The sequence below is a fragment of the Actinomadura sp. GC306 genome, assembly GCF_004348665.1.
GTDB lineage: Bacteria > Actinomycetota > Actinomycetes > Streptosporangiales > Streptosporangiaceae > Spirillospora.
The window spans coordinates 1-16379 of the sequence record NZ_SMKM01000034.1 but is presented as its reverse complement, the minus strand read 5'-3'; the positions used below and the strand labels follow the sequence as shown (position 1 = coordinate 16379).

At 72.3% G+C, this 16379-nt stretch carries 15 protein-coding genes; 7 read left to right on the top strand and 8 right to left on the bottom strand.

Annotation, left to right across the window (positions count from 1 at the left end):
• Positions 1-146 precede the first annotated feature (146 nt).
• Positions 147-2615, top strand: coding sequence for an insulinase family protein (locus E1200_RS07945; protein WP_131951157.1), 2469 nt, complete (start codon positions 147-149; stop codon positions 2613-2615).
• A 6-nt stretch (positions 2616-2621) separates the two neighbouring features.
• Here E1200_RS07945 and E1200_RS07940 read toward each other — a convergent pair whose 3' ends face one another.
• Together E1200_RS07940 and E1200_RS07935 are read right to left on the bottom strand one after the other, a co-directional pair.
• On the bottom strand, positions 2622-4001 hold the full coding sequence (locus tag E1200_RS07940) for an AMP-binding protein (RefSeq protein ID WP_165950240.1): 1380 nt from the start codon (positions 3999-4001) through the stop codon (positions 2622-2624).
• The gene (locus E1200_RS07935; protein WP_131951155.1) at positions 3998-5557 is read right to left on the bottom strand and encodes a class I adenylate-forming enzyme family protein; all 1560 of its coding nucleotides are present in this window, start codon (positions 5555-5557) and stop codon (positions 3998-4000) included. The genes E1200_RS07940 and E1200_RS07935 overlap by 4 nt, the downstream gene beginning before the upstream one ends.
• A gap of 148 nt (positions 5558-5705) precedes the next feature.
• On the opposite strand from E1200_RS07935, the gene E1200_RS07930 reads away from it, so the two are divergent.
• On the top strand, positions 5706-6728 hold the full coding sequence (locus tag E1200_RS07930; protein WP_165950239.1) for a helix-turn-helix domain-containing protein: 1023 nt from the start codon (positions 5706-5708) through the stop codon (positions 6726-6728).
• Here E1200_RS07930 and E1200_RS07925 read toward each other — a convergent pair.
• The 3 genes from E1200_RS07925 to E1200_RS07915 form a co-directional block, all read right to left on the bottom strand.
• On the bottom strand, positions 6703-7827 hold the full coding sequence (locus E1200_RS07925; RefSeq protein ID WP_131951153.1) for an NAD(P)-dependent alcohol dehydrogenase: 1125 nt from the start codon (positions 7825-7827) through the stop codon (positions 6703-6705). The genes E1200_RS07930 and E1200_RS07925 overlap by 26 nt on opposite strands.
• A gap of 161 nt (positions 7828-7988) precedes the next feature.
• Positions 7989-8591: a response regulator transcription factor gene (locus E1200_RS07920; RefSeq protein WP_131951152.1), complete on the bottom strand. Its 603-nt coding sequence runs from the start codon at positions 8589-8591 to the stop codon at positions 7989-7991.
• Positions 8588-9811 (bottom strand): histidine kinase, encoded by a 1224-nt coding sequence (locus E1200_RS07915; protein WP_131951151.1) that lies wholly within the window; start codon positions 9809-9811, stop codon positions 8588-8590. Before E1200_RS07915 ends, E1200_RS07920 begins: the two co-directional genes overlap by 4 nt.
• Before the next feature lie 167 nt (positions 9812-9978).
• Here E1200_RS07915 and E1200_RS07910 point away from each other — a divergent pair, with 167 nt between their 5' ends.
• From E1200_RS07910 to E1200_RS35195, 5 genes are all read left to right on the top strand, one after another.
• Entirely contained in the window at positions 9979-10437 is a 459-nt protein-coding gene (locus tag E1200_RS07910; RefSeq protein WP_131951150.1) for a hypothetical protein, read from the top strand.
• Positions 10434-11009: a hypothetical protein gene (locus tag E1200_RS07905; protein WP_131951149.1), complete on the top strand. Its 576-nt coding sequence runs from the start codon at positions 10434-10436 to the stop codon at positions 11007-11009. The genes E1200_RS07910 and E1200_RS07905 overlap by 4 nt, the downstream gene beginning before the upstream one ends.
• Before the next feature lie 154 nt (positions 11010-11163).
• Entirely contained in the window at positions 11164-12549 is a 1386-nt protein-coding gene (locus E1200_RS07900; RefSeq protein WP_131951148.1) for a hemolysin family protein, read from the top strand.
• On the top strand, positions 12546-13574 hold the full coding sequence (locus E1200_RS07895) for a hemolysin family protein (RefSeq protein ID WP_131951147.1): 1029 nt from the start codon (positions 12546-12548) through the stop codon (positions 13572-13574). The genes E1200_RS07900 and E1200_RS07895 overlap by 4 nt, the downstream gene beginning before the upstream one ends.
• 9 nt (positions 13575-13583) lie before the next feature.
• A complete protein-coding gene (locus E1200_RS35195; protein WP_279484052.1) occupies positions 13584-13718 on the top strand; it encodes a hypothetical protein in 135 nt (44 codons plus the stop codon).
• A gap of 78 nt (positions 13719-13796) precedes the next feature.
• Here the strand turns inward: E1200_RS35195 and E1200_RS07890 are convergent, their stop codons facing one another.
• The 3 genes from E1200_RS07890 to E1200_RS07880 form a co-directional block, all read right to left on the bottom strand.
• Entirely contained in the window at positions 13797-14096 is a 300-nt protein-coding gene (locus E1200_RS07890; protein WP_131951146.1) for a DUF397 domain-containing protein, read from the bottom strand.
• Between the two features lie 131 nt (positions 14097-14227).
• Positions 14228-14437: a DUF397 domain-containing protein gene (locus E1200_RS07885; protein WP_131951145.1), complete on the bottom strand. Its 210-nt coding sequence runs from the start codon at positions 14435-14437 to the stop codon at positions 14228-14230.
• Positions 14438-15164: 727 nt separating this feature from the next.
• Positions 15165-16187, bottom strand: a complete 1023-nt coding sequence (locus tag E1200_RS07880) for an LLM class flavin-dependent oxidoreductase (protein ID WP_131951144.1) — start codon at positions 16185-16187, stop codon at positions 15165-15167.
• Positions 16188-16379: the final 192 nt, after the last annotated feature.

Sequence of the window (16379 nt, the reverse complement as noted above, 5' to 3'; positions counted from 1 at the left end):
CGCGCTTGCAAGCGTGAGCAGCAGCAACGGCGTTACAGCCCATGCGTACCGGAGGCGCGTTGACGGAAAAGGCGCACGATAGTGATAAGTATTCGTCTTCTGCACGGACGAATCGTATGATCTCCCGGACTCGAATGGGGTGTTACGTGGACGTAGTGCGCGCAGAGGTCGACGGTGTGCCGGTTTTCTGGACCGAGGGCAGGCCCGGCGACGAATGCCAGGCGGCCTTGGTGTTCCGGGTGGGACGCGCCGACGAAACGCTGGCGCGAGGCGGCATGACCCATCTGGTAGAGCATCTGACCCTGCACGCCGTGGACAATGCCGACTACCACTACAACGGCATCGTCGAGTCCACCACCACCATGTTCGTCACGAAGGGCGAGGCCGGCAAGGTCGCCGCGTTCCTGGCGGCGGTCTGCGATTCCCTGCGCGCGCTGCCGCTCGACCGGCTGGACGCGGAAAAGAACATTCTGCGCACCGAGGCCGAAAAGCGCGACCCGGGTGCGGCCGGGCAACTGCTGACGTGGCGTTACGGAGCAGCCACTTATGGCCTGCCCGCCTATCCGGAACACGGGCTGACCCATCACACGGCCGAGGACGTCCAGGAATGGGCGGCGCGCTGGTTCACGCGCCAGAACGCGGCACTCGCCCTCATCGGCGGGCCGCCGCCCGAGGGGCTGCGGCTCGTACTTCCCGAAGGTGAACGGCGGCCCGTTCCGGCGCCCACCAGCGCTCTTCCGCGCACACCCGCCTATTTCCACAACCCGATCGACGGCATTGCGCTGACCGGCATCGTGCAGCGCTCGGTTGCCGCGACGCTTTACACCGACATCCTGGAACGGCGCCTGCACCACGTGCTGCGACGGGACGGCGCGCTCAGCTACACCACGAAAGTGCAGTACGACCGCCGCGGCGGCGAAGACGCCGAGATCCTCGCGTACGCCGACGGGCTCGCCGAGGTGCGGCCGGAACTGACGCAGCGGTTCCTGGCCGAGCTGGACCGCATCGCCGCCGAGCCCGTGGACGCCGCGGAACTTGCCGAAGCGGTGGCCGCACGCCGCGTCCTCCTGGTCTCGGACGAGGCCCGTGCCTCCCGCGCCATGTCCCACTGCCTGAACGAACTGGTGGGCGGCACGTCCCGGACCACCGACGAACTCCTGGCCGAACTCGACGCGGTCAAGCCGCAGGACGTCCAGGAGGTCGGCCGCGCCGTCCTGGACAGCGCACTGCTGATGCTCCCGCCCGGCGAGGAGCCGCAGGGAGCGCGCTTCTCTCCCGCACCGACCGGCTCCACGGTCGCCGTGGAGGGTCCCGTCCACACCCGGCCCGACGACCCCCGGATCGGTCTGGTCGTCGGCCCGGAAGGGGCCACCCTGCTCTCCGGGCCCGAGATGGCCACGGTCCGGTTCGACGAGTGCGCCGCCGTGCTCGGCTGGCCGGACGGGGCGCGCGTCCTGATCGGCCTGGACGGCCTGACCGTCGGTGTCGAACCGAACCACTGGCACGGGGGCCGGACGGCCGCCGCCGAGATCGACCGGCACGTGCCCGAGCACCTGGTCGTCGCGATGCCGGCGCGCTCCAACGTCCAGCCCCCGTCCGAGGACGTTCTGGACGTCGCCCCGCAGCCGGTGTTCGTCAAACCGAAGCCGGCCCGGACGATGGCGTCCCACGGGCTGATCGGGATACTCGCCGAACGCCGGCGCCGTCCGCCCTGGGACGACGCGGCACTGAAGGCGGTCCTGCCCAGGGTCGGCGACGGGGACCTGCGCGCGGGCTTGGAGCTGCTGGCCCGCACCCGCGACGACGGCGAGACCCGCTGCCTCTACCTGGAGAACCTCACCACCGCAGCCGCCGGGCAGAGCGCGCAACTGGCCCACCTGGCGGCCACCACTCCCGGCGACCCCGAGGCGCAGCTCCTGCTGGGCGCCGTCCGCATCGAGGAGGCATGGCAGGCGCGCTCGGCCTACCGCGCGGAATACGTCACCGAAGAGCAGTTCGGCCAGTTCTGGCAGCTCCTCTCCCAGGCGGGGCCGCCGCTCCACCGCGCGGCGGCGCTGCTGCCCGCCGACCCGGCCCCGTGGGAGAGGCTGATCCGGTACGGCATCGGCATGCAGCTCGAACGGGACGCACAGGACCGCTTCTGGCAGGAGGTGACCGACCGGCACCCGTTCCTGTACGCCGCCCACATGACCCGTTCCCAGACCCTCGCGCGCAAGTGGTGGGGCTCGGACGCCGAACTGCTCGACTTCGCCGAGTCCGCCGTCGCCGCGGCCCCGCCCGGCGACCCGGTCACCGCCGTCCTGGCGTTGGCGCACATAGAGATCGGCGGAGATATCGGCACATGGGACGACCTCAACGCCTATCTGGCCCGCCCGCGCGTCCACGCCGCCCTGGCGGACGCCGCCGACCGCTGGCAGTCCGATCCCCGTCCCCACCCCCGGGCCCTGGAGGCCCACCAGTACTTCGGCGCCGTCTTCTACCGGGCCGGCGACCACGACCGGGCCCGCCACCACCTCGCCCGAGCCGGCCGCACCAAGGGGATCGACCGGGCCTGGGGCTACGCGGAGGACTCCACCACCCTCCTTAACAAGGCCCGGCGCCACGTACGCGCCTGAAGCCGGTCAGTCCTCGGGCAGGTCGTCGGTGATCAGGAAGCGGCGCGGGACCTTGTACCGCGCGAACCGGGATCTCAGCTCGGCCTCGATCCGGGCGACCAGCGGCCCGGGGGACGTGCCGCCGCTGGGGACGATGTGGGCGACGACGGCCTCGCCGTGCCGCCCGTCGGGTTCGCCGCGCACGAGGACGCCGGCCACCCCGGGGATCCGGCGGACGGCGTCCTCGATCTCCTGCGGGTACACGTGGTAGCCGGTGTTGATCATCCGGTCGAGCCGGCCGCGGAGGTGGAGGTGGCCGTCCTCCAGGCGGCCGAGGTCGCCCAGTGAGCACCAGCCGTCGGCGTCGGCGTACTCGGCGACCACCATCGGCGACCGGACCCGTACCTCCCCGGACGGCGCGATGCGCAGCTCCCCGGCCTCGGCGACGGGACGGCCGCAGCTCCCCGCCCGCGACATGTCGCCCTCGGCCACGGCCCGGTGGTCGGCCTGGTCGAGGACGGTGAGCGGCCAGCCGCCCTCAAGGCGGCCGTAGATCTGGACGAGGACGTCCCCGAGCACGAGCGCGACGTCCCGCAGCTCCTCCGGCGGCAGGGGCGCCCCGCCGTAGAGCAGGCGGCGCAGCGAGCCCAGCCCGCCCGGACGGCGCCGGACCGCGGCGGCGAGCCGGGTGACCATGCCGGTGACCATCATCGTCGAGGTGACCGTGCCGGACCGGAGCAGGTCGAGGACGGCGTCCGCGTCGAACCGGCGCACGATCACCTGCGGCAGCCCCATCCGGAGGAACGGGAACGTCCCGACGAGCCCGGTGCCGTGCATGAGCTGCTGGACGGTGAGGAAGCACTCGTCCGGCCCGAAGCCGGGCCCGTAGCCGCCACCCCGGTAGAGGGCGGTGTTGGCGGACATCGTGGCCTCCCAGTTGCCGTACGAGATCGGCACCGCCATCAGCTCCCCGCCGCGGACGGCCCGCGGGTAGAGCAGCAGGGTGCGGTCCGCGGGGACCTCCGGCACGGGCGGCGCCGGCGGTCCGGTCAGCGGCTCGTCGTCATCGTGCACCAGCGCGCCGCCGCCGGCGTGCTCGCGGTCGGCCAGGACGGCGTCCGCGTCGGCGGCCGTCCAGATCGCGGCGGCCTCGGCGGGCGCCGCGCCGGGATCGACGGGCACCCGCGTCGCGCCGAGCCACTCGACCGCGAGGGACGCCTCGACGGCCGCGATCGCGTTGGTGTGCCACAGTCCGATCCGCCCGCCCGCCAGGCCGCGCCCGGCCAGCGCCCCGGCGAGCCGGTCGACCCGCCCGGCGAGCTCCTCCCCGGTGCGCGTCCGGCCCGCTTCGTCGCGCAGCAGCACGCGGTCCTCGGCGGCGAGGAGGGCGGCCCGGGTGGCGTTCACGACCCCGCCGCCAGCCGTTCGCGCAGGACGGCGCGCTGCACCTTCGCCCCGTCGAGCACGCAGGGCAGCTCGTCCACGACGAGGATCTCGGGCCGCTCGTGCGGGAACAGCCCCGGCGCGGCCGTGCGGTCGATGTCCGCCCGCAGGACCTCGTTGTCGGCGAACCCGTCCTTGAGCACGACCGCGGCCACGACCCGGTCGTCCCCGAGCCCGACGACCCCGCAGTTGGCGACCGCCGGGTGCTTCAGCACCGCCGCCTCCACCGCGTGCGGGTACACGCTGCCGGACGACGTCGGGATCGAGTCGGCGGCGCGGTCGACGTAGTAGAGGAAGCCGTCCTCGTCCAGGTAGCCGACGTCGGCGGGCCGGAACCAGTCGCCGGGCAGGAAGGCGTCCGCGGTGCGCTCGGGCATGCCCCAGTAGTGGCCGATCGACATCGCGCTGCGCACGACGATCTCGCCCAGCCGGCCCGCGGGGACGCGCCGGCCCGCGTCGTCCACGACGGCCACCTCGAAGAACGGGGACGCGGGCCGCCCCACACTGGTGATCCGCTCCGGGTCCTCGGCGACGTCCGAGGCCAGCAGGCGGGTGGTGACCGCGCCCTGTTCCGTCGAGCCGAACCCGTGGCACCACACCGGCCCCAGCAGGACGGCCGCGCGCTCCAGGATCTCGGGGGTCGCGAAGAACACCACCAGCCTGCGCAGGTAGTGGTCGATGCCGCCGTACAGCTCGACGAGGTCCAGGATCGGGTCGAGCATCGGCGCCGGCAGCAGGAGGCCGGTGACGCCCTCGGCGAGCATGACGTCCAGGACGTGGGCGGGGTCGAAGGCGGAGTCGTCCACGAGCACCGTCCGGGCACCGCGGACGAGGTACGGGTAGAGCAGCTGGAAGCCCGTCGCCCACTGCAGCGCGTGCGCGTGCAGCACGACGTCGGACGGGCCGACCGGTTCGAGCCCGGGGGCGAACGTGTCGACGTGGTGGAGGTTCTGGTCGATCACCGCCGCCCACGAGCGGTGGCTGACCGTCCAGGGCTTGGGCGGGCCGGTGGTGCCCGAGGTGGGCTGGATGAACGCGGGCGAGTCCTCGTCCACGTCCAGGGGCTCGGCCACCGGGGACCCGGCCGCCAGCACGTCCGCCCAGGAGATCGCCCAGGACGGCGTCTCCTCGCCCACCGCGATCAGCAGGAGGTCGCCGAGCCGGTCCAGGTGCGCCTCGACGTCCCCGGCGAAGCGGGTGTCGAAGACCAGCCCGCGGGCGCCGACCTGCTCCAGCAGGTCCGCGTGCGCGGCCATGTCGAAGTGGCTGTGCAGGACGACCCGGACGATCCCGGCCCGCTCGCATCCCAGCCAGGCGTGCACGACCTCGGCCCGGTTGTGGGAGAGCACGCCGACCCGCTCCCCCACGCCGACGCCGAGGGCGGCCAGGCCGGTCGCGACGCGGTTGGCCAACGCGTCCAGTTCCGCGAACGTCTGGGTGCCGCCGGGGGTGGTGAGCGCCGTCCGCCCGGCGAACCGCGCCGCCGCGTCGACCGGCAGCATTCCCGCTCTGATCAGCATGTTCCCTCCTCGTATGTCCGGAGATGCCGACGACGCTAGGAGGCGGATCCGGGCGGCGGGCGGTCGTTGCGCGCAGCGACAAGCGATCTGGCACGGAGCGACAAGTCACGGCTTGTCCGGCGGAATCCACCGTCCTAGCGTTGCTTCCGTGGGACGGGTGCTCTCCACCGAACAGGTCGCGCCGCGCGACCGGATCGCGTACTGGCACGAGGTCATCTGCTCGACCTTCATCAAGCTGGACGTGGCCCAGACCGGCGGCGGGAGCTTCCGCGGCATGGTGCGGGACCACCACGTCGGGCCGATCCGCGCCACCCGCATCGTGACCGACCCGATGACCGCCGAGCGGTCCCGCCGCCACCTGCGCGCGGCGGAGGAGGACGTCTGCCTGCTCGCGCTGCAGCTCAACGGCCGGACCATCGGCCACCAGGACGGGCGGCGGGCCGTCCTACGGCCGGGCGACCTGGCGCTGTTCGACAGCAGGCGCCCCTACCTGGTGGACTTCCAGGGCCCGCGGTTCGACCACCTGGTGCTGCAGTTCCCTCGCGCCGCGCTGCGCGAGCGCGGCATCGAGCCGGACGGCGCCACGGCCCACCGGATCGCGGTCGACTCCATGATCGGCCGCCTGGTCTCCCCGTTCATCGTCAACGCCACCCGGGTCGCGGACGCGGCGAGCCCGGAGACCGGGGAACGGCTCGCCGAGATGGCGCTGGACCTCATCGCGACCGCGCTCGCCCCCTTCGGCGGGCTCGACCGTCCGCCGACCGCGCCGGGGGAGGAACTGCCGCACCGGGTCCGGCTCTACATGCAGCTCCACCTGTCCGACCCGTGCCTGTCCCCGCCGAAGGTCGCGGCGGCCCACAGCATCTCGCTGCGCCAGCTCCACCGGCTGTTCGCCCGCGAGGGCACCACGTTCGGGCGCTGGCTGCGCGAGGAGCGGCTGCGCCGCTGCTTCGACGACCTGGCCGCGCCGCGGCTCGCCGGGAGGTCCATCGCGGAGATCGGCGCCCGCTGGGGCATGCCGGACGCGCCCGGCCTCAGCCGCGCCTTCCGCGCCCGCTACGGCATGAGCCCCCGCGAGCACCGGGCGGCCGCCCTCGCGGCCCCCGGCACGCCGCCGCCCACCGCCCGCCCGGAAGGCGGCCCGCTCAGGACATGCGGAGGATCGGTTTGACGACGGCGCCGGATTCGGTGTCGGCGGCGGCCTGCTGGATCTGGTCGAAGTCGTAGAAGCGGACCAGGCGGTCGAACGGGAAGCGGCCCTGCATGTAGAGGTCGAGGAGCTGGGGGACGAACACGTCCGGGACGCTGTCGCCCTCCACGACGCCCATGAGCGTCTTGCAGCTCTGCATGAACGCGTTGGCCGGCAGCTCGATCTTCGCGTCCGGGCTGGAGGCGCCGAGGACGGCCGCGCTCCCCTGCTGCCGCAGCGCCTCGACCGCCTGGCCGATGAGGGCGGGCAGGCCGGTGGTGTCCAGGGCGCGGTCGACGCCGCCGCCGGTGATGCGCCGGATCTCGGCGACCGCGTCCTGCTCGGCCCCGTTGACCACGTGCGTGGCGCCGAGCTCGGCGGCCAGTTCCAGCCTGGACGGGACGACGTCGACGGCGATGATCGTGGTCGCGCCGGCCACCCGTGCGGCCATCACCGCGCTCAGCCCCACGGCGCCCGCGCCCATCACGGCGAACGTCGCGCCCGGCCCCACCTCAAGGGCGTGCAGGACGGTGCCGGCGCCGGTCTGGATGCCGCAGCCGAGCGGACCGACCAGCTCCAGCGGCGCGTCCTCGCGCACCTTGACGGTGTTGCGCTCGTTCGCGATCGCGTAGGTGGCGAACGACGACTGCCCGAAGAACCGGTCGTGCAGCGTCCCCCCGCCGGGAAGGCTCAGCGCGTGCGAACCGTCCGGGCGCTGCCCGGCGAAGTTGATGTCGTTGAAGTTCGCGCAGCTGGCGGGCGACCCGTCCAGGCACGGGCGGCACCGGCCGCAGGGCAGGAAGCTGACGGCGACGTGGTCGCCCGGCGCCACCTTCTCCACGGCGGAGCCGACCGCCTCGACGACGCCCGCGCCCTCGTGCCCGAGAACGACCGGCAGCGGGACGGGGTAGACCTGGTCGCGGACCACCAGGTCCGTGTGGCACAGGCCGGCGGCGACGACGCGGACGAGCACCTCGTCGTCGCGCGGGGGTTCCAGCACGGCCGGCGCCAGCTCGAACGCGCCCTTCTCCTTCACGACGGCGGCGGTGATCTCCCGGGGCTCTGACACTGCATCCGGCATGCGGCAACTCCTTCTAGACGTCCAAGTGCCCTACCCCCGCCCCCGAAGCCCTAAAGATCTCGCCCGACTTCGTTGACTTGCGGCGTGTCGTTGTTATGGGAGGCCGGATAACAACAACACGCCGCAAGTCAACGGCTTGCTGACCCGGTGTGGTCGCCGCGCTAGATCCAGCCCTGTTGCCAGGCGTGGTGGGCGGCGGCGTGCCGGGTGGAGGCGTGCAGCTTGGTCATCGCGGCCGACAGGTAGTTGCGGACGGTTCCCGGGGCCAGGTGGACCTGGGCGGCGATCTCGTTGACGGACGCGCCGGTGCGTGCCGCGGCGAGGACCTCCAGTTCGCGTTCGGTGAGGGGGCACTCGTCCTCCGTGAGGGCGGAGGCAGCGATGTCGGGATCGACGTAGCGGCGGCCGGCGGCGACGTCGCGGATGATCTCGGCGAGGCGGGCGGCCGGGGTCGTCTTGGGAACGAAGCCGCGCACCCCGGCGGCCAGGGCGCGGCGCAGCACCGCGGGTCGCGCGTGCCGGGTGACCAGGACGATCTGCGCCGGCGTCGCGGCCCGGATCTCCTCGGCGGCGCGCAGCCCGTCCGTGGGCGGCATCTCCAGGTCCAGGACCGCGATGTCCGGGCGGTGCTCGCGCGCCAGCCGGACCGCGTCGGTGGACGTGGCCGCCTCGGCGACGACGACGAGGTCCTCTTCGAGCGCGAGCAGGGCCGCCAGGGCGCTGCGGAGCATCTCCTCGTCGTCGGCGATCAGCAGGCGGATCATCGCGGCCCCTCCCCCACTCCCGCCACCTCGCCGGCCCGGCCTTCCTCGGCCGGGACGGCGGGCAGCGATGCCGTGACCTCGAACCGGTCGCCGTCGCGGGTCCAGGCGAGGTCGCCGCCCGCGGCGGCCAGCCGGGCGGCGAGGCCCCGCAGGCCGGTGCCGGAGGGGACGTCGTCAGGGCTGTCGAGGACGCCGTCGTTGCTCACCCGGAGCCGCGCGACGCCAGCGGTGACGCGGTAGTCGATCGTCGCGTGATGTGCCCGGCTGTGGCGGAGGAGGTTGGTGGTGGCCTCCCGCATCACCAGTCCCAGCAGGTGGCGGGCGGTCTCGCCGACGGCGGCGGGGTCCGCTGTGGTGCGGGCGTCGATGCCGGCGGAGGCCAGGACGCGGGTGGCGTTGGCGATCTCGTCGTCCAGGCTGGTGCGGCGGTAGCCCCGCACGACGGCGCGGGTGTCGCGGAGGGCGTCCGTGGCGAGGCGCTGCACCTCCCTCATCTCGGCCGTGGCGCGTTCCGGGTCGGCCTCGGCGAGCCGGGCGGCCAGCTCGCTCTTCAGGGCGATGACCTGGAGGTGGTGGCCCTGGATGTCGTGCAGGTCGGCGGCGAAGCGCAGCCGCTCGTCCTTGACGGCCAGCTCCGCCGACAGTCGGCGCGCCTCGTCCAGCCGCCCGGCGATGTCCCAGGCCCACAGGGGGCCGAGCATCGCCCAGACGACGAACGCCGTGACCCCGGGCGGGAACAGCGCCGCGTACAGGAGCCGGCCGTCCCCGGTCGCCAGGCTGACGGCGCCGCCCGGCAGCGCCGCGAGGAGCACCGCGCCGATGACCAGCCACCTGCGGCGCGGCCCGTCGAGGTAGGTCGCCGCGACCGCCGTCATGATGGCGGGCGCGATGGGCCACAGCCCGTAGTCGCGCAGCGCGAGCGGGCACAGGGCCAGCACGAGCGCGGCGAGCGCCCCGGCGGCCGGCCAGCCCGCCGGCGGTCGGGGTGGCGGCTGCCCGCCGGCCGACATGCGCCGGTTGAGGAGCACCACGACCGCGGCCACCTCGATGACCAGCGCGGCGGCGCACAGGATCCGCAGCCGGACCGGCACCGCGCCGTCCAGGATCCAGTCGCCGGTGAACAGGACGAGGAGCGCCACGCTGGTCCCCGGGACCGCCCACCAGGTGTAGCGGCGGAAACCCGCCAGGCCCGTCCCGCCCTCGTTCCCCTGGTCACGCACACGGCCATTCTTCCAGCAGCACACCATTCGCGCCGTATGTCATTTGTGAGGAATGCGGATGACAGATGTCATGCGCGCCGGTGCCGGTCCGTCACTACTGGGGGACGTCGCCTTCTCGCAGGCTGAGGACGTCGGAAAGCCCGACCGCGCAACGAGGAAGGACCGTCATGCAACCTCAGCCCGACATCGCGCTCGCTCCGGAGGCCGGCACACGCCATCACGGCGGCTGGGGGCATTTCGCGCAGCACTACGTGGAAATGCTCCTGGCGATGGCTGCCGGAATGCTGATTTTCGGTGGCGCCGTCCGGGGCGTCCTGGCGCTCACGGGAGGGGAGCTGTCCATGGGGCGGCAGCCCGAACTGGCGTCGCTGGAGATGGCGTTCGACATGTCGGCCGGGATGCTCATCTGGATGCGCGTCCGCGGCCACGGCTGGGCCGGCTCCCTGGAGATGTGCGCGGCGATGTTCGCCCCCCTCGCCGTCCTCCTCCCCCTCCTGTGGCTGGACGTCGTCTCCACCGACTCCCTGATGATGTTCGAACACGCGCTGATGCTCCCGCTCATGCTCCTGGTCATGCTCCGCCGCCGCGACGAGTTCGCCCACCGCTCCCCGAAGGTCGCGCGATGACCGCCGTGGCGGGTGAGCGCCAGGGGCCGCTGTGGAAGGCGGCGCGCCGCTGGCCCACCGCGGTCGCCTTGGCGGCCGCGGCGCTCGTCTGGGGCGGCGGCCTCGGCGACGCGGCCGACGCGGTGTCCGGGCTCGCTCCCGTAGTGCTCCTGCTGGCCCTGGAGTACCTGATCCTCGACCAGATCGGCCGGCGCGAGGCGTCATGGCCGGTGATCGGCGGCATGGTCGCGGCCGTCTTCGTGATCGAGCTGCTGGACGTGATCGACCTGACCACCGTCGCCGTCGCCGCCGCGCTGGTCCTGCTGGTGTGGGGGGCCGTCACCGGGACGGCGAACGGGCGGCACTCCTTCGGGATCCAGGCCGCGGGGATGCTCGGATTCGGGGCGATCGCGCTGGTGGGCATGGCCGTGGACCCCGACCTGGGCCGCTACCTGGTGGCGGCGGGCTGGCTCCTCCACGGGATCTGGGACGCCGTCCACCTGAAGCTCGACAAGGTGGTGTCCCGCTCGTACGCCGAAGCCTGCGGGGTCCTGGACGTGGCGGTCGCCGCCATGCTCCTCTTCCTCCTGTGAGACCGGCCTCGCCGCCCGCGAGGGAAGAACGTTTGAACCGGAACCTGACCAGGTAGTTCGTCGTTGGGAGAGATGATCCGCTCCCAGAGAGGCCCATGAACCACTATTGCGATCCCGCCGCGGCCCCGGCCGGTGACCCGCGGGCGGGACACAGTTGATCACTCTGCTGTCGCTCGTCCTGGGCGTGGCGGTGATCCTGCTGATCACCGCGCTGACCGGCTACTTCGTCGCCCAGGAGTTCGCCTACATGGCGGTGGACCGGTCTCGCCTGCAGGCGCGGGCGGGAGCCGGTGACGGGGCCGCCGCCCGCGCGCTGCGGGTCACCCGCCGCACCTCGTTCATGCTGTCCGGCGCGCAGCTCGGCATCACGGTGACCGGGCTGCTCGTCGGCTACGTCGCCGAACCGCTGGTCGGCCGGGCCTTCGGCGACATCCTCGGCGGGGCCGGCGTCTCCACCGGCGTCGGCGTGGCGGCGGGCACCGTGCTGGCCCTGGGGCTGTCCACCCTGGTGCAGATGGTGTTCGGCGAGCTGTTCCCCAAGAACCTGGCCATCGCGCGGCCCGAACCGGTCGCCCGGTGGCTGTCGCGGTCGACGCTCGTCTACCTGAAGGTGTTCGGCTGGCTCATCTGGGTGTTCGACCAGTCGTCGAACCTGCTGCTGCGGATGCTGCGGATCGAGCCGGTGCACGACGTAGAGCACTCGGCGACCGAGCGGGATCTTGCGCACATCGTCGCCGACTCCCGGCGCAGCGGCGACCTGCCGGCCGACCTGTCGATCCTGCTGGACCGCATCCTGGACTTCCCGCGCCGGGACGTCGAGCACGCCATGATCCCCAGAGCCCAGGTCGACACCGTGGACGACACCACGCCCATCGGCGAGGTCAGGCGCGCGATGAGCACCGGGCATTCGCGCTACCCCGTCCTGGACGACGAGGAGCGCGTGGTCGGCGTCGCGCACCTGGACGACGTGCTGACCGCCGCCGATCCCGCGGCCCCGATCAGTTCGATCATGCGTCCGGCGACCGTCGTGCCGACGCTGATGGCGCTGCCGACCGCACTGGACCGGCTGGCGGACGGCCGCACCCAGCTCGCCTGCGTCATCGACGAGTTCGGCGGCTTCGCCGGCATCCTCACCCTGGAGGACCTCGCCGAGGAACTCGTCGGCGAGATCACCGACGAGCACGACACCGACGTCCCCGAGCCCGCGGCGCTCGCCGACGGGACGGCCTGGGTCATCCCGGGCGGCTTCCACATCGACGAGGTCGAGCGCACCATCGACCACCGGCTGCCCGAGGGCGACTACGAGACCATCGCCGGCCTGGTGATCGCCGAGTACGGCGCGCTTCCCGAGATCGGCGCCGAACTGGACATCGCGCTCCCGCCCGACCCGGCCGACCTCGCGCACAGCGACGAGCCGCCCGCCCGGTTCGTCCACGTGACGGTGCTCGACGTCGACAACCACGTGCCCTCGTCGATCCGGCTGCACGTCACCACCGAGCCCACCGGGGCCCCGGCCGGCCAGGAGGAGGCGGACCGATGAGCAGCCCCTGGGTGGTCCTGGCCGCGACCGTCGCCATCATCGCGCTCAGCGCCTTCTTCGTCGCGGTGGAGTTCGCGCTCATCGCCGCCAAGCGCCACCGGCTGGAGGACGCCGCGCCCACCAGCCGGTCGGCCCGGGCGGCGCTGCGCAGCGCGTCCGAACTGACGGTGCTGCTCGCCGGTGCCCAGCTCGGCATCACGATCTGCACGCTGGCGCTGGGTGCGATCACCAAGCCGGCCGTGCACCACTGGCTCACTCCCCTGATCGCCTCGCTGAACGCGCCGGGGTGGCTCGCCGACGCGGCGGGCTTCGCGCTGGCGCTGGTCATCGTGACGTTCCTGCACCTGGTGGTCGGGGAGATGGCGCCCAAGTCGTGGGCCATCGCGCATCCGGAGCGGTCGGCGACGATGCTGGCGCTGCCGATGCGCGGCTTCATGCGGGTGACCCGGCCGCTGCTGCGCGCGCTGAACGAGTCGGCGAACTGGTGCCTGCGCAAGGTCGGCGTCGAGTCCGCCGACCAGGTCGAGTCGGGCCAGGACCCGGACGCCCTGCGCCACCTGGTCGAGCACTCGGCGAACGTCGGCGCCTTGGACGCCGGATACTCGGCCCAGCTCTCCGAGGCCCTGGATCTGAGCAGCCTGCGGATCGGAGACCTGGTCAAGCCGGGCACCGCACCGACCACCGTGGCCCCGGGCGCGACCGTGGCCGAGGTCCAGGCGACCGGCCATGCGTCCGGCCACCTGCGCATCCTGGTGCCAGGGCCCGGCACCGCCTGGCGGGTGGTGCACGTCCGGGACACCCTCACCCTGCCCGAGACCTCCGGGATCGAGCACCTGACCAGGCCGGCCCACCGGGTCGAGGCCGACACCCCGGTCTACACCGCGCTGACCCGGATGCGCCGGACCGGCAACCAGCTCGCCCTGGTCACCGAAGGAGATTCGGTGCTGGGCGTCGTCACCATCACCGACATGCTCCGCCGCCTGCTCTACCACGCCCCAGACACCGGCTCCCCCAGTACCGCCTGACCTGCGCTGGTGCGCTGCGTACCCGCGACCGGCTTCATCGACCGCGTCACCACGGTCGAATGCGACCTGGCCTCCGAGGAAGCACCCATGCACTGCGACATCTGCAAGAAGACCATCACCGCCCTGCTCTACCTGGACGAGTGACCATCTGCAGGCGGCCCCTCCGCCGTCCCTGCGGAGGGGTCACCTGCTAACGATGCACGGAGCAAGTCTCCGCCCCACTCACCCCTGGTCGAAGGCGCCGGTCTTGATTTGGCGGCTGAGCCTTTGCCAGGCCTGACCTGTGATGATGAGCAGGGGGCCTTCCGGATCTTTGGAGTCCCGCACGGCCGCGTAGCCGCGGACACTCGCCAGCTCGACGCACTGATCAGTCGTCTGCTGGCTGCGCGTGCTCTTTGTCCAAGGGACCTGGCCGAATTCCTGGCGCTCCAGCTCAGGCGCCAGGGCGGGGACTTCCACGCAGTTTTCACCACTGGTGCTGTATGAAGAGCGACGCCATGTACGGGGGGTGACCCTAGCCATCTCCGGTGATCTCCCTTGCGGCGTATTCGAGGCGCGTGATTCGTCTGGAAACAAAACAATGCCATTGGGCAGTCGACCTCACCACCGGGTGGATTGGAGCAGGGCTCTGATGGGCCAGCCGCCGCTCCGCTTCAGAGGTCGTATTGACCTCGGCGGATCTCATTGACCAGCCGCGTGAACGCCGGACGCGTCATCGTCACGTCGCGTCCGGCAAGGCGTTTGGAGTCGCGCACGGCGATGACGTCGGTCATGGCGGCGAGTTCGACGCACTCGTTGCCCGTCGCGGTGCTCTTGGAGGCTTTGCGCCATACGGCGGAGGACGGGTCTGCGGAGGGGGTCATACGGTCAGGGTATCTACAGCTCTGCGGCGATTGCGGTGATGAGAGCTGCACTCTGGTCCTCGCCAAGGGCAGCGTCCCAGATGGCATCGAAGGCGGCGTTGCATCGGGCCACGTGGTCTGCGCCTTCGATGTAGACGTTGCCGTAGATGCCTTCGGAGTAGCAGATGTCGGGGTCCAGCGGGTCGGAGTAGCCGAGGATGACACGCCGTGTGGAACCCCGGCCTGGCGGAGGAGGCCGATCTTGACCAGACGGTGGAAGCCCTGCGGCGACGCTACCCCGGCATGTGCATCTACTGGGCGAGTACACCGGCTCCCTATGGGCCTTGCTGCCAGATCAGCTGGTCGAGGCGAAGACGCCTTTGATCTCGCCCGACGCATCGACTCGTTCGTTGAGTGCTTGGCTCTCCGGAGCGTTGGAAGCCTCCATGCCCAGCACGAGGTATCACCACCTCGGGCGCTCGACGGTACCTGGGACACGCCGATAAGGAAGGTGCCTCCCGCAAGAGATGAGTTCTGGCCTGCCGCCCCGGAGCCACGCCGTCGGCGTAGCCTCCTCGGCTGGCTCCTGGTCGGTTGCCGCCGAATCATGCGAGGCCCACCGCAACTGGCGCCTCCCGTCCGCTGACGCGACACCGGAGGCAACGGCAAAGGGCGGCCCCCTGCTCAACGAACTGGGCCGCCCGACTGCCCACGCCTCCGTGGTACGTCCGGTGCCGGGGGTGGTGGGTCAGCGCCAGCCGAGGTCGGGGGCCACGTGGGTCAGGATGTTCTCCAGGACGTGGGCGTTGTAGTCCACGCCGAGCTGGTTGGGGACGGTGAGCAGCAGCGTGTCCGCCGCCTGGATCGCCTCGTCCTCGGCGAGCTGCTTGACCAGCACGTCCGGCTCGGCCGCGTACGAGCGCCCGAAGATCGCCCGGGTGTTCTCGTCGATCATGCCGATCTTGTCGCTGTCGTCGGTGTCGCGGCCGAAGTAGGCGCGGTCCAGGTCGCTGGTCAGCGCGAAGATGCTGCGGCTGACCGACACGCGCGGCTCGCGCTCGTGCCCGGCCTCCTTCCACGCCTGCCGGTACGCCTCGATCTGCTTGCGCTGCTGGACGTGCAGCGGCTCGCCCGTCTCGTCGTCCTTGAGCGTGGAGCTCTGCAGGTTCATCCCGAGCTTGGCCGCCCACACGCCGGTGGCGTTGGAGCCCGAGCCCCACCAGATGCGCTCGCGGAGCCCCTCCGAGTGCGGCTCGACGCGCAGCAGCCCGGGCGGATTGGGGAACATCGGCCGCGGGTTGGGCTTGGCGAAGCCCCTGCCCTGCAGCACCGTGAGCAGGACCTCGGTGTGCCTGCGCGCCATGTCGGCGTCGGTCTCGCCCTCGGCCGGCTCGTACCCGAAGTACCGCCACCCGTCGATGACCTGCTCCGGCGATCCGCGGCTGATGCCGAGCTGCAGCCGTCCACCGGCGATCAGGTCGGCGGCGCCGGCGTCCTCGGCGAAGTACATCGGGTTCTCGTACCGCATGTCGATCACGCCGGTGCCGATCTCGATGCGGGACGTCTTCGCGCCGATCGCCGAGAGCAGCGCGAAGGGTGACGCGAGCTGCCTCGCGAAGTGGTGCACCCGGAAGTAGGCGCCGTCGGCGCCCAGCTCCTCCGCCGCCACGGCCAGGTCGATCGACTGCAGCAGCGCGTCGGAGGCCGACCGCGTCCGCGACCCCGCACTGTCGCTCCAGTGCCCGAACGAGAGAAAACCGATGCTCTTCACATCCGGGCCAACGGCTCTGCCGCCCCCGGCATTCCAGCGCTAACGCCGTATGCCCGCCGAGGCCCCCAGTTCGGCCGAGTGCTCCTGCCCGGCTCTACTCCGCGGTCCAAAGGGTGGTTATCTCGGTGGCGCGTTCGTCGTGGGGGGTCGGGTCTCGGTCTAGGAGGCGCGCCAGGTTGCCGAGGGTGCGGG